Source organism: Calidithermus chliarophilus DSM 9957, from assembly GCF_000430045.1.
GTDB lineage: Bacteria > Deinococcota > Deinococci > Deinococcales > Thermaceae > Calidithermus > Calidithermus chliarophilus.
This window is the reverse complement of the sequence record NZ_KE387027.1, coordinates 331,027-342,841: the sequence shown is the minus strand read 5'-3', so window position 1 is coordinate 342,841 and position 11,815 is coordinate 331,027. Positions and strand designations below refer to the sequence as shown.

The 11,815-nt window shown below is 71.0% G+C and carries 11 protein-coding genes, 1 tRNA gene and 1 rRNA gene; 5 read left to right on the top strand and 8 right to left on the bottom strand.

The genetic code is table 11. The features are described from left to right. The 5 genes from hemC to hemL form a co-directional block, all read left to right on the top strand. Positions 1-562 (top strand): hydroxymethylbilane synthase (gene hemC, locus MEICH_RS28185; protein WP_036219726.1); only part of this gene is annotated, 562 nt, incomplete at its 5' end. Beyond that, a complete protein-coding gene (locus MEICH_RS26080; protein ID WP_051304351.1) occupies positions 553-1,299 on the top strand; it encodes a uroporphyrinogen-III synthase in 747 nt (248 codons plus the stop codon). The genes hemC and MEICH_RS26080, both read left to right, overlap by 10 nt. Before the next feature lie 2 nt (positions 1,300-1,301). Then, complete coding sequence (hemB, locus tag MEICH_RS0118720; protein ID WP_027893851.1) at positions 1,302-2,279, top strand: porphobilinogen synthase; 978 nt, start codon at positions 1,302-1,304, stop codon at positions 2,277-2,279. A gap of 3 nt (positions 2,280-2,282) precedes the next feature. After that, entirely contained in the window at positions 2,283-3,341 is a 1,059-nt protein-coding gene (gene hemE / locus MEICH_RS0118715) for a uroporphyrinogen decarboxylase (RefSeq protein ID WP_027893850.1), read from the top strand. A gap of 88 nt (positions 3,342-3,429) precedes the next feature. Then, a complete protein-coding gene (gene hemL, locus MEICH_RS0118710; RefSeq protein WP_027893849.1) occupies positions 3,430-4,734 on the top strand; it encodes a glutamate-1-semialdehyde 2,1-aminomutase in 1,305 nt (434 codons plus the stop codon). A gap of 213 nt (positions 4,735-4,947) precedes the next feature. On the opposite strand, the gene MEICH_RS0118705 is transcribed toward hemL, so the two are convergent. From MEICH_RS0118705 to rrf, 8 genes are all read right to left on the bottom strand, one after another. Further along, positions 4,948-6,114: a trans-sulfuration enzyme family protein gene (locus MEICH_RS0118705; RefSeq protein ID WP_027893848.1), complete on the bottom strand. Its 1,167-nt coding sequence runs from the start codon at positions 6,112-6,114 to the stop codon at positions 4,948-4,950. A 15-nt stretch (positions 6,115-6,129) separates the two neighbouring features. Continuing rightward, complete coding sequence (locus MEICH_RS27420) at positions 6,130-6,882, bottom strand: DUF4253 domain-containing protein (RefSeq protein WP_027893847.1); 753 nt, start codon at positions 6,880-6,882, stop codon at positions 6,130-6,132. A gap of 15 nt (positions 6,883-6,897) precedes the next feature. Further along, complete coding sequence (locus MEICH_RS29875; protein ID WP_157202905.1) at positions 6,898-7,095, bottom strand: GrpB family protein; 198 nt, start codon at positions 7,093-7,095, stop codon at positions 6,898-6,900. A gap of 21 nt (positions 7,096-7,116) precedes the next feature. Beyond that, the gene (locus MEICH_RS0118690; protein WP_027893846.1) at positions 7,117-8,211 is read right to left on the bottom strand and encodes a 5-(carboxyamino)imidazole ribonucleotide synthase; all 1,095 of its coding nucleotides are present in this window, start codon (positions 8,209-8,211) and stop codon (positions 7,117-7,119) included. An 11-nt stretch (positions 8,212-8,222) separates the two neighbouring features. After that, on the bottom strand, positions 8,223-10,817 hold the full coding sequence (locus tag MEICH_RS27415; protein ID WP_051304350.1) for a sensor domain-containing protein: 2,595 nt from the start codon (positions 10,815-10,817) through the stop codon (positions 8,223-8,225). Between the two features lie 158 nt (positions 10,818-10,975). Continuing rightward, complete coding sequence (purE, locus tag MEICH_RS0118680; protein WP_027893845.1) at positions 10,976-11,464, bottom strand: 5-(carboxyamino)imidazole ribonucleotide mutase; 489 nt, start codon at positions 11,462-11,464, stop codon at positions 10,976-10,978. Positions 11,465-11,546: 82 nt separating this feature from the next. Beyond that, positions 11,547-11,622 (bottom strand) — tRNA-Gly (locus MEICH_RS0118675). A gap of 45 nt (positions 11,623-11,667) precedes the next feature. Next, positions 11,668-11,785: ribosomal RNA gene (gene rrf, locus MEICH_RS0118670) — 5S ribosomal RNA — on the bottom strand. Positions 11,786-11,815 lie beyond the last annotated feature (30 nt).

Sequence of the window (11,815 nt, the reverse complement as noted above, 5' to 3'; positions counted from 1 at the left end):
CGCCACGGTGGGCACCAGCAGCCCGCGCCGCGCGGCGCAGTTGCGGGCGGCCCGCCCCGACCTGCGGATCGAGAGCCTGCGCGGCAACGTCCCCACCCGCATCCAGAAGGCCCTCGACCCCGGCGGCCCCTACGACGCCATCCTGCTGGCGCTGGCCGGGCTCGAGCGCCTGGGTCTGCAGGGCCAGGTCAGCGAGATCCTGCCGCCCGAGGTGGTGCTCCCCGCCCCCGCCCAAGGGGCCCTGGCGGTGCAGGCCCGCGCCGGGGATGAGGCGGTGCTCGAGCTGCTGCGGCCGCTGGACCACCCGCCCACCCGCCGCGCGGTGGAGGCCGAACGCGCCTTCCTGCGCACGCTGGGATCGGGCTGCAGCCTGCCGGTGGGGGCGCTGGCCGTGGAGGAAAACGGCCTGCTGCGCCTGAGGGGGCGGGTGCTGCGGCCCGACGGCAGCCAAAGCCTCACCCACGCCCTCGAGGGCGGCGACCCCGAGCAACTGGGCGCCGCGCTGGCCGAGGCCCTGCTGGCCCAGGGGGCCGCCGGCCTGCTGGAGGGCGCGTGGGCCTGAGGGGCAAGCGGGTGGTGATCACCCGCCCCCTCGAGCAAAGCGGGGAATTGCGGGCGCTGCTCGAGCAGGCCGGAGCCGTCCCCGTGCTCTTCCCCACCGTCGCCACCGAGCCCCTCCCCCCCTCCCAGCCCGGCGCCGCCCCCCAGCACTTCCGGCACTACGACTGGCTGCTGTTCACCAGCGCCAACGGCGTGCGCTACGGGCTGGAGTACCTGGCCGGGACCGGGCTGGCCCTCAGCCCCGGCACCCGCATCGGGGTGGTGGGGGCGGCCACGGCCCAGGCCCTCGAGCCCTACGGCCTGAAGGCCGACCTGGTGGCCGGGAAGTCGAGCGCGCAGGGGCTGCTCGAGGCCCTGCGCGCCCTGGGCCCCCTGGCCGGTCAGCGCTTCCTGCTGCTGGGGGCCGAGGAGGCCCGCGGCGAGCTCCCCGAGGGCCTCAAGGCCGACCGGGCTTTCGTGCGGCAGATCCCGGTCTACCGCACCGTGCTGGCCCGGCCCACCCCCCAGGCCCGCGCCGAGCTGCGGCAGGGCTTCGACGCCGCCGTCTTCGCCAGCCCCTCGAGCGTGCGCGGCTGGGTGGCCCTGGTCCCCGGCGTCGTCCCGCCCAGGGTGGTCTGCATCGGCCCCACCACGGCCCAGGCTGCGCGGCAGTGCGGGCTGGGGGTAGACTGCGTAGCCGATGCCCAGAGCGCTTCGGGGCTGCTCGAGGCGCTCGAGCAAGTCTTCGCGGAGGTCTAAGAATGCCCTTCCCTGCCCAACGCCTACGCCGCCTGCGGGCCAGCCCCGGCCTGCGCCGCATGGTGCGCGAAACCCCCCTCGCCCCCGACGACTTCATCTACCCCCTGTTCGTGGTCCACGGGCAGGGCGTGCGCCGCGAGATCGGCTCGATGCCGGGGGTCTTCAACCTCTCGGTCGACGAGGCCGTGGCCGAGGCCCAGGAGGTCTATCGCCTGGGCATCCCCGCGGTCATCCTCTTCGGGCTCCCGCAGCACAAGGACCCCGTCGGCCTGGAGAACTTCGCCCCTGACGGCATCGTGCAGCAGGCCATCCGGGCCATCAAGAAGGCGGTGCCCGAGCTGGTGGTCATCACCGACGTGTGCCTGTGCGAGTACACCGACCACGGCCACTGCTTCGTGATCCGCGAGGGCCGCTTCGACAACGACGCGACGCTCGAGGTGCTGGGCAAGGTGGTGGTCTCCCACGCCGAGGCCGGGGCCGACCTCGTGGCCCCCAGCGGGATGGTGGACGGCATGATCGCCGCCATCCGCGCCGCGCTCGATGAGGGCGGCTACGCCATGACCGGCGTGATGTCCTACGCGGTGAAGTACGCCAGCGGCTTCTACGGCCCCTTCCGCGAGGCCGCCGACAGCGCCCCGGCCTTCGGCGACCGCCACTCCTACCAGATGGACCCCGCCAACGCCCGCGAGGCCCTGCTCGAGGCCGGCCTCGACGTGCAGGAGGGCGCCGACGTGCTGATGGTCAAGCCGGGCCTGCCCTACCTCGACGTGCTGCGCCGCGTGCGCGAGGCCTTCGACCTGCCCCTGGCCGTCTACAACGTCTCGGGCGAGTACAGCATGGTCAAGGCGGCGGCGGCCAACGGCTGGCTCGACGAGCGGCGGGTGGTGCTCGAGACCCTCACCGCCTTCAAGCGCGCCGGCGCCGACCTGATCCTGACCTACCACGCCAAGGACGCCGCACGCTGGCTGAACCAGGGATAACCCATGAACGAATCCGTACGCAACTCCCGCTTCCTCAAGGCGGCCCGCCTCGAGCCCACCGACGCCACGCCGGTGTGGTTCATGCGCCAGGCCGGGCGCTACATGCCCGAGTACCGCGCCCTGCGGGCCAAGACCACCATGCTGGGCGCCATCCAGGACCCCGCGCTGGCCGCCGAGATCACCCTCCAGCCCATCCACGCCTTCGACCTCGACGCCGCCATCCTCTTCAACGACATCCTGACCCCCCTCATCGGGATGGGCCTCGAGCTCGACTTCGTGGAGGGCAAGGGCCCGGTGATCGGCAACGCCATCGCCAGCCTCGCCGACGTCGAGCGCCTCATGACCCCGTCCGCCGCCGAGGCCATGCCCTACACCGCGCAGGCCATCCGGCTCGTCACCGCCGAGCTCGACGGGCGCGGCCTGCCGCTCATCGGCTTCGTGGGGGCGCCCTTCACCCTCGCCAGCTACGCCGTGGAGGGCGGGGGCAGCCGCAACTACGAGAAGACCAAGCGGCTGATGTACCACCAGCCCGAGGCCTGGGCCGGCCTGATGGACAAGCTCGTGCACGTGCTCGAGGACTACCTGCTCTTCCAGGCCCAGGCGGGCTGCGCCGCGCTGCAGGTCTTCGACTCCTGGGCCGGGGCGCTCTCCCCGCGCGACTACGCCCGCTTCGTGGCCCCCTACAACGCCCGCCTCATCGCGGCGGCCAAGGAGAGCGGGGTGCCGGTGATCTACTTCAGCACCGGCACCGGGACGCTGCTGCGCGCGATCAGCGCCCTGGGCAGCGACGTGGTGGGCGTGGACTGGCGCATCGGCCTCGACGAGGCCTGGGCCCAGATCGGTCACGACCGGGCCATCCAGGGCAACCTCGAGCCCCTCCTCCTCCAGGCCCCCTGGGAGGAGTTGGAACGGCAGGCTAGGGCGGTGCTCGAGGAGGCCGCGGGCCGCGCGGGCCACATCTTCAACCTCGGCCACGGCATCCTGCCCCAGACCCCGCCCGACAACGTGGCCCGCCTGGCCGACTTCGTGCACGAGTTCAGCGCGAAGGGGGTCGTGCGGTGAGGGTGGTACGTCGTACGTCTTACGTCGAACGCCGAACGCCGATGGCCGAACGCGAAACACAATACGCCCTGACCCTTGACTTTCAACTATGACCAAACTCAACCACGAACGCTCCAAGGCGCTGTTCGAAGAATCCCAGCGGTTCATCCCCGGCGGGGTCAACTCGCCCGTGCGGGCCTTCCGCGGGGTGGGCGGAACCCCGGTGTTCATCGCCCGGGCCAAGGGCCCCTACCTGTGGGACGTGGACGGCAACCGCTACACCGACTTCGTGATGAGCTGGGGCCCGCTGGTGCTGGGCCACGCCCCCGAGGCGGTGGTGAGGGCCGTGCAGGCCCAGGCCGAGTTCGGCACCAGCTACGGCGCGCCCACCGAGCTCGAGACCCGCCTGGCCCGCAAGGTCGCCGAGCTGATGCCCGGCGTCGAGATGCTGCGCTTCGTCAGCAGCGGCACCGAGGCCACCATGAGCGCCCTGCGGCTGGCGCGGGCTTTCACCCGGCGCGACAAGATCGTAAAGTTCTCCGGCCACTACCACGGCCACAGCGACATGCTCCTGGTGCAGGCCGGCTCCGGCGTGGCCACCCTGGGCCTGCCCGACAGCCCCGGCGTCCCCAGCGGCGCGGCCCAGGACACCCTGACCCTACCCTTCAACGACCTGGCCGCGCTCGAGGAGCTCTTCGCCCGCTTCCCCGAGCAGATCGCGGCGGTGATCCTCGAGCCCGTCGCGGGCAACATGGGCTTGGTGCGCCCCAAGGCGGGCTACCTCGAGGGCCTGCGCCGCCTCACCCGCGAACACGGCGCCCTCTTGATCTTCGACGAGGTGATGACCGGCTTCCGCGTGGCGCTGGGCGGGGCCCAGGCCCACTACGCCGTCGAGCCCGACCTCACCACGCTGGGCAAGGTGATCGGCGGTGGCCTGCCGGTGGGGGCCTACGGCGGGCGGCGGGAGATCATGCAGTGGGTGGCCCCGGCCGGCCCCATGTACCAGGCCGGAACCCTCTCCGGCAACCCCCTGGCGATGGCCGCCGGGCTGGCGACGCTGGAGGAGTGGTCCCGCCCCGGCGTCTTCGAGGCCGCCGCCGAAGCCGCCCGCACCCTCATCGAGGGCATCGCCGCGCTGGCCCGGCAAGCCGGAATTCCCCTCCAGACCGACCAGGCCGGCACCATGTTCGGCTTCTTCTTCACCGAAGAGCCCGTGAGCGACTACGCCTCGGCCAAGACCAGCGACGTGCAGCGCTACGCGAAGTTCTTCCACGCCGCCCTCGAGCACGGCGTCTACCTCGCGCCCTCCCAGTTCGAGGCCGGCTTCACCTCGGCGGCCCACACGCCCGAAGTGGTGGCGCAGGCGCTGGAGGGGCTCGAGGGGGCGTTTGGGTCGATGGTCGATGGTCGATAGCTGATAGCTGATGGCCGAACCCGGGTCGTACGTCGTACGCATCACGCCAAACGCAAAACGCAAGACGCAAGACGCCTTGTTCCCCCCTTAGCAAGGGGGGCCAGGGGGGATAAACCCTCCCCACACGCGTGTAGAGAAGGGGTGGGGTTTACCACGAACTGACGGCTGATAGCTGACAGCTTCCCCCTCTGGGAGGGCTGGGAAACTCCTGCCTCACACCGCCCCCAGCCCCCGCTCCAAGTCCGTCCGCAAGTCCTCCAGGTTCTCGATCCCTACCGACATCCGCAGGAAGCCGTCGTGCAGGCCGAGGGCTTCGCGTTCGGCGGGGGGGAGGAAGCGGTGGGAGCTGGTGGCGGGGTGGGAGAGGGTGGTGTGGGCCCCGCCCAGGCTCAAGGCCATGCGGACGTGCTCGAGGTGGTGCAGCAGGGCGTTCACGGCGGCGCGGGAGGGCTCGAGTTCGAAGGAGAGCATCGCGCCGAAGCCGTTCCCCAGCACCCTCTTCGCGGTCTCGTGGTCGGGGTGGGAGGGCAGGCCGGGGTAGTGGACGCGGCGCACCTTGGGGTGGGCCTCGAGGAAGCGGGCGAGCTCGAGCGCGTTGGCCGAGGCCCGCTGCATGCGAAGCTCGAGCGTGTGAGCGCCGCGCACTCCCAGCCAGCACTCGTGGGGGTTGGAGACGAAGCCCATCCGCACCGCCACCGCCCGGACAGGCTCGAGCACCTCCTTCCGGCCCGCCAGCCCGCCCAGCATCACGTCGGAGTGGCCGCCGATGAACTTGGTCAGGCTCTCCATCACCACGTCCACGCCGTGCTCGAGGGGGCGGCAGTGGTAGGGCGAGGCGAAGGTGTTGTCCACCAGCACCAGCGCCCCGGCCCGGTGGGCCAGCTCGGACAGGCGGGCCAGGTCGGGGACGCGCAAGCGGGGGTTGGAGGAGGTCTCGAGCACCAGCAGCCGCGCCCCCTCGAGTTCGCGCCCCGTCCCCTCCGAGTCGGCGAGGTCCACCGTCACCACCCGCACCCCGAAGCGCCCCAGGTCGCGCAGCACGCCCAGGGTGCTGCCGTAGAGGTCCTGCGAGGCCACCACCTTGTCGCCCGACCTCAGCAAGCCCAGGAAAGCCGCGCTCAAAGCGCTCATCCCGCTGGCGCAGGCGATGGCGGCCTCGGCGGCGTGCAAGGCGGCGAACAGGGCCTCGAGCGCCCGGTGGTTGGGCGTGCCGTTGCGCCCGTAGATGGTCCCGGCCTGCCTCCCCTCGTACACCGCGTCCACCTCGTCGAGGTCGCGGAAGGTCCAGGAGGCCGACTGGTAGATGGGCAGCGAGACCGGGTCGTTGAGGGGCTTCTCGGCCTCAGCGCCGTGCAGGGCCAGGGTGGAGAGCAGGTCCATGCCCCATGCTATCCGCTAGTCCCACCAGAAGTACCAGTAGCGGCTGTTCAGGAGGGTGGCGGCGAGCCTCGAGACCGTCTCCACGCCCTGCGTCACGATGTCGGGGCAGTACACGAACTGCTCCTCGGCCAGGCGCAAGGCTTCCTCGCGGGTGGCGGGGGGCTGGCCCACGCGGGTCTCGAGCACGTCGTGGGTCAGGCACACCGGCTCGCTGCCGTGGCGCTGGTGCCAGTAGCGCCACAGCGCCACCTGCACGGCGGCCTCGGGGCACTCGTTCCAGCCGCCCATCCCCAGCACCGCCGGGATCTGCCAGGGGGCCTCGACCGGGATCAGCGCCAGGTGAAGGCGCGCCTTGGGCTTGCCGCTGAAGAGGTCGTTGAAGCTCAGGATGCTGTTGTGGCCGGGCTGGGCCAGGGGCCAGGCCCCGCGCAGCTCCTCCAGCCACGCCCCGTACTCCTGGGCCCGCCGCTCGGCGAACCAGGCCTGGGGGTCGATGGAGCGGGCCTGCTCGAGCAGGTCGTGGGTGGTGAGGCCGTCCTGCTGCTTGAAGCCGAGCTGGTCGCGGTGAAAGCCCAGTTCTTCGTCGTCGCCGAGCACCAGCGGCCAGTGCCCGGTCTGGGGGAAGAGGTCGCGCAGCCGGGTCCACAGTTCCAGGGCCTCGTTGCCCCGGACCGGCAGGGCTTGAACGCTGACGTCCGAGCTTTCCAGGAGGGTGTCGAGGGCGTGGGTCGCGATGCCGTGCCGCCATAGCGTTTCGGTCAAATTCATCTCGGACTCCTTTTATTACGTCACAAACATAACGATCCGCCCGGCCCCTGTCAAGCGCCGCCGCCAGCGGCTCAGGCCAGCCGCTCGAGCCAGGCCCGACGCCCGGCGGAAGTGCTCCCGGCCTGGGATGCCGTTCTCGCCCAGGTGCTCGTAGCCCAGCCGCTCCATCGCCTCGAGGCGCTCGGCGGGCAGAAGGTTTCGAGCATAGCGCAAGGGCGCCCGCCCGGCCGTCGCCTACTGCCGTTCGCTCACGATCCACTCCAGCCTTTGCAGCCGCGCCCGGATCTCCTCCCAGGAATCGGCGCGCAGGTTGACGTGGCCCACCTTGCGCCCCGGGCGGACCTCCTTGCCGTACCAGTGCAGGTGGGCCTCCCGCACCCCCAGAACTCGGGCGAAGTCGGGCCGGACGCCGATGAGGTTGAGCATGGCGGCGTGGCCGCGCACCCGGGTCGAGCCCAGCGGCAATCCCAGCACCGCGCGCAGGTGGTTCTCGAACTGGCTGGTCTCGGCGCCCTCGAGGCTCCAGTGGCCCGAGTTGTGCACCCGGGGGGCCATCTCGTTGGCGATGAGCCCTCCCTCCACCTCGAAGAGCTCGATGGCCAGCACGCCCACGTACTCGAGCCGCTCCAGCACCCGCCGGGCGTAGTCCTCGGCCTGGGCCTGCAACTGGGGGGTCAGGCCGGGCGCGGGGGCCAGGCTCTTACGCAGGATGCCGCCTTGGTGGTGGTTCTCGACCAGCGGGTAAAAGGCCAGCTCCCCGCTTCGCCCGCGTACGGCCAGGACCGAGAGCTCGCGCTCGAAGGCCACGAAGCCCTCGAGGATCAGCGGCGGCCCGCCCAGGCGGGACCAGGCCCCCTCCACGTCCTCCGGCCCGCGCAGCACCTGCTGACCCTTGCCGTCGTAGCCCAGGGTGCGGGTCTTGAGCACGCAGGGGAAGCCGGTGCGCTCCACGCCCTCCAGCAGGTCGGCGCGGGTGAGCACGGGGTAGAAGGGCGGGGTGGGGATGCCCAGGCCCTGGAAGAAGGTCTTCTCCGCCAGCCGGTCCTGGGCGGCCTCGAGCGCCTGCGGCGGCGGGAAGACCGGCACGCGCTCGGCCAGGGAGCGGGCGGCGGCCACGGGCACGTTCTCGAACTCGTAGGTCACGAGCTCGAGCCCCTCCGCGAAGCGGGCGAGGGCTTCAGGGTCGTCGTAGGCCCCCACCCGCAGCTCGGCCAGGTGCCCGGCCACGGCCCCCTCGACGGTGTCGAAAAAACGGAAGCGCTGGCCCAGCGGGTAGCCCGCCAGTGCCAGCATCCGGCCCAACTGTCCAGCGCCCAGAACCCCGATCACGAAAAGGCAGTTTACCCTAAGGCGCTGGGTTTTCGCGGGGTGAGGGCCAGGTGCAACCGGCCCAGCGCCACCGGGCTGGGGTACCAGGCCTCCAGGGGTGCGGGCAACCCGATCAGGTTGCCCTGCACCAGGTCGCAGCCGTTCTCCCGCAGCCACTGGAGCTGCTCGAGGGTCTCGACCCCCTCGGCCAGCACCTCGGCCTCGAGGCTGTGGCCCAGGTCGATGGCCGCCCGCACCAGCTTCTCGTCGCGGCGGCTGGAGCCTAAGTGGGTGATGAAGCTGCGGTCGATCTTGATGCGGTCGAGCGGCAACTGGCGCAGGTAGGCCAGCGAGGCGTAGCCGCTGCCGAAGTCGTCCATCGCCAGCCGCACCCCCAGCGCCTTGAGCTCCAGCAGCGCGGCGCGCACCTCCTCGGGGTCGCGCAGCAGGGCGCTCTCGGTGATCTCCAGGGTCAGGCGGTAGGGCTCGAGGCCCCCGTGCTGCACCAGGTGGTTGAGCTCGGTCAGGGCGCCGGTGCGGGCGGCCGACTGGGCCGAGATGTTGATGGACAGCCCGTAGGGCAGCCCCTGCTGCTGCCAGCGCACCAACTGCCACAGCGCCAGCGAGAAGGCCGCCTGGTCGATCTGCCCGATGAGCCCGGTCTCCTCGGCCAGGGGGATGAAGTCGGCGGCGCTCACCACCTCGCCCCGGTTGCGCCAGCGCAGCAGGGCCTCGGCCTCGTCCACCCGGCCGTCGGCGAGCCGCAGGAAGGGCTGGTAGTAGAACTCGAAGGCGTGCCGCTCCACCGCCTCGCGCAGCTCGGCCTCCAGGCGCAGCCGCTCGTGGGTGTAGGGGCTTTTCCCCGACTCGTACACCACCACCCGGCCGCCCGACTCCTTGGCTTGGTACATCGCGATGTCCGAGGCCTTGAGCAGCTCCACGAAGCTCTGGCCGTCGTGGGGGAAAGAGGCCACCCCCACGCTCACGCCCAGCCCCACCGCCTGCTTGCGCAGGGTGAAGGTGCCCCGCACCGCCCGCGCCATGCGGACGGCGATCTGGCGGGCCTGCTCGGGGTCGGTGGAGGGCAGCAGGCAGGCGAACTCGTCGCCGCCCAGCCGGGCCAGCAGGTCGCCGGGGCGCAACTGGCGCGCGAGCATCCCGGCGATCTCCACCAGCAGCTCGTCGCCCGCGTCGTGACCCAGGGTGTCGTTGACCGCCTTGAAGTTGTCGAGGTCGAAGTACAGCAGCGCCAGCGGCTGGCCGCTCGAGCGGGCGCCCTCGAGCGCGAGCTCGGCCTGCTGCTTGAGCGCCCGGCGGTTGGGGAGCTGGGTCAGCTCGTCGTGGAAGGCCATGAACTCCACGTAGGCCTGCTGCCGCTTGCGCTCGCTGATGTCCCGCGCGCCCACCACCACGCTCACCGGCTCGCCGCCCGCGTCCCGCGCGAAGTCCACGGTGGCCTCGAGCCAGACGAAGTGCCCCTGCTTGTGGCGGCAGCGGTACTCCACCTTGTACGAGCGGCCCTCGGCGTGGGCCCGCCGCCCCTGCCGCTCGAGCTCGGGCAGGTCCGAAGGCTCGACCAGCCGCTCGGCCTGCGTCCCCACCAGCTCGGCCTGGTCGTAGCCCAGCACGCCGCGCACCGAGGGCGTGACGTAGCGCACCACCCCGTCGAGGCCCAGCAGCATCACCATGTCGGTCATGGCGTCGGTGATCTGGCGCAGGGTCTGCTCGCTCTGCCGCAACGCCTCCTCGGCCCCCTTGCGCACGGTGATGTCGCTGATCCCCACCACCATGCCGCTGAGGCGCCCCTGGGGGTCGTAGCGGTAGCTCAGGCGCGTCTCGAGCCAGACCTCCCGCCCGTCCGGGCGGCGGTGCTGGAGCTCGAGGGTCAGGGCCTTTCCCTGCCGCCCGCCCTCCAGCGCCATCCGGTAGACCTCGGGGGAGACGTACTCGAGGCTGGAGTGCCCCTGCATCTGGGCCGGGCTGAAGCCCAGCACCGCCTCCGCCGAGGGGGTGACGTACTGGATGACCCCCTCCTGGTCCACCAGCAGCACCACGTCCTGGATGGTGTCGCTGATCTGCCGCAGCATGGCCTCGCTGCGCAGGGCCGCCGCCTCCGCCTCCTTGCGCGGGTGGATGTCGTAAAAGGCCCCCTGGACGAAGCGGTGCCCCCGTGCGGTGGCTGCCCGGCCCGCCACCAGACGCACCCAACGCTCGCCGCCCCCTTTAAGGCGGATGCGGAACTCGACGTCTACGCCATGCTCCGGGTCCTGGAGCAGCCGCGTCATCTCGCGGCGCACCCGTGGCAGGTCCCGCCGGGCCAGCAGGCGCAACAGGTCGACCTGCCCGGCCAGGAACTCCTCCGGCTCGTAGCCGGTGATCTGCCGCACCTGGCCGCCGAGCAGGATGGGCCGTAGGGTGTCGAGGTCGCCCTGGAAAGCGATGCCCTGGAAATTCTCGATGAAGAGCTGGTAGCGCTCCGCGGTCAAGGTTCGCAGCACCGTGGGGTTCTCAGGGCCGGACAGGGGTTTGGGCCAGCCCCGGGCCAGATAGATCTGGAACAGCCCCACCCCCACGAGCAGCAGGTCCGAGAGCGCCAGCGACGGCAGGCTCCGGGCGAGGTGGATCATTCCCCAGCCTAGCGAGAGGGCTCCCCCTAGCCATAGCCCGTACACCCCTGAATGAATATTCATCTCACCACTTGAACCTTCACCATGCGGTACTAGAACTCTAGCCCAATTTGATAGGTTTGTGGGGTTTATATGATCAGGCGAAGGCGATCCTCGCCCTACAGCCGGGGATCGGCGTGCTCGAGCACCTCGGCGGTCTGCCGGGTCCGGAAGGCTTTTAAGGCCTGGGCGATCTGCGGGTGCTTATTCCCCAGAATGCTAGCCGCCAGCAACGCCGCGTTGACCGCTCCCGCCCGCCCGATCGCCAGGGTTCCGACCGGAATCCCTGCCGGCATCTGCACGATCGACAGCAGCGAGTCCAGCCCGTTCAGGGCCTTCGACTGCACCGGGACTCCCAGCACCGGGAGGGAGGTTTTGGAGGCCGTCATTCCGGGCAGGTGGGCCGCCCCACCGGCCCCCGCGATGATCACCTCGAGGCCCCGCTCCTCCGCGGTCTGCGCATATTCAAACAGCAGGTCCGGCGTCCGGTGCGCCGACACCACCCTGACTTCATAAGGGACTTGCAGGCGCTCGAGGGTGTCCACGGCGTGCTGCATCGTTTCCCAGTCCGATTTAGAGCCCATAATCACACCGACCAGCGGGGACATGATGGGGATTCTACCAGGGTAGGCCGTAGATTAAAACAAAACGGCCCCCCACCCTCGAGGGTGGGGGGCCGTGGTTCAGGAATGGAGCGGGAGACGAGACTCGAACTCGCGACCCCAACCTTGGCAAGGTTGTGCTCTACCGGCTGAGCTACTCCCGCACGCGCGGCGCGGGGCGCTGCGCGGGGCGAAAGAAAAGGAAAAACCTACTGCGCTGCCCTACTCTCCCGGGCCCCTTCGGGCCGAGTACCATCGGCGCAGGTGCGTTTCACTTCCGTGTTCGGAATGGGGACGGGTGGGACCGACACCGCTATGAGCACAGAGGCGTCTGCTGTTGCTGGTTGCGATTACTCA

What these genes read in the sequence shown, in the direction of transcription:
- purE (WP_027893845.1), bottom strand. Translation starts at nt 11,464, where the DNA reads ATGTCCCCGCTGGTCGGTGTGATTATGGGCTCTAAATCGGACTGGGAA.
- MEICH_RS0118705 (WP_027893848.1), bottom strand. Translation starts at nt 6,114, where the DNA reads ATGGACCTGCTCTCCACCCTGGCCCTGCACGGCGCTGAGGCCGAGAAG.
- MEICH_RS27420 (WP_027893847.1), bottom strand. Translation starts at nt 6,882, where the DNA reads ATGAATTTGACCGAAACGCTATGGCGGCACGGCATCGCGACCCACGCC.
- hemE (WP_027893850.1), top strand. Translation starts at nt 2,283, where the DNA reads ATGAACGAATCCGTACGCAACTCCCGCTTCCTCAAGGCGGCCCGCCTC.
- hemL (WP_027893849.1), top strand. Translation starts at nt 3,430, where the DNA reads ATGACCAAACTCAACCACGAACGCTCCAAGGCGCTGTTCGAAGAATCC.
- MEICH_RS27415 (WP_051304350.1), bottom strand. Translation starts at nt 10,817, where the DNA reads ATGATCCACCTCGCCCGGAGCCTGCCGTCGCTGGCGCTCTCGGACCTG.
- hemB (WP_027893851.1), top strand. Translation starts at nt 1,302, where the DNA reads ATGCCCTTCCCTGCCCAACGCCTACGCCGCCTGCGGGCCAGCCCCGGC.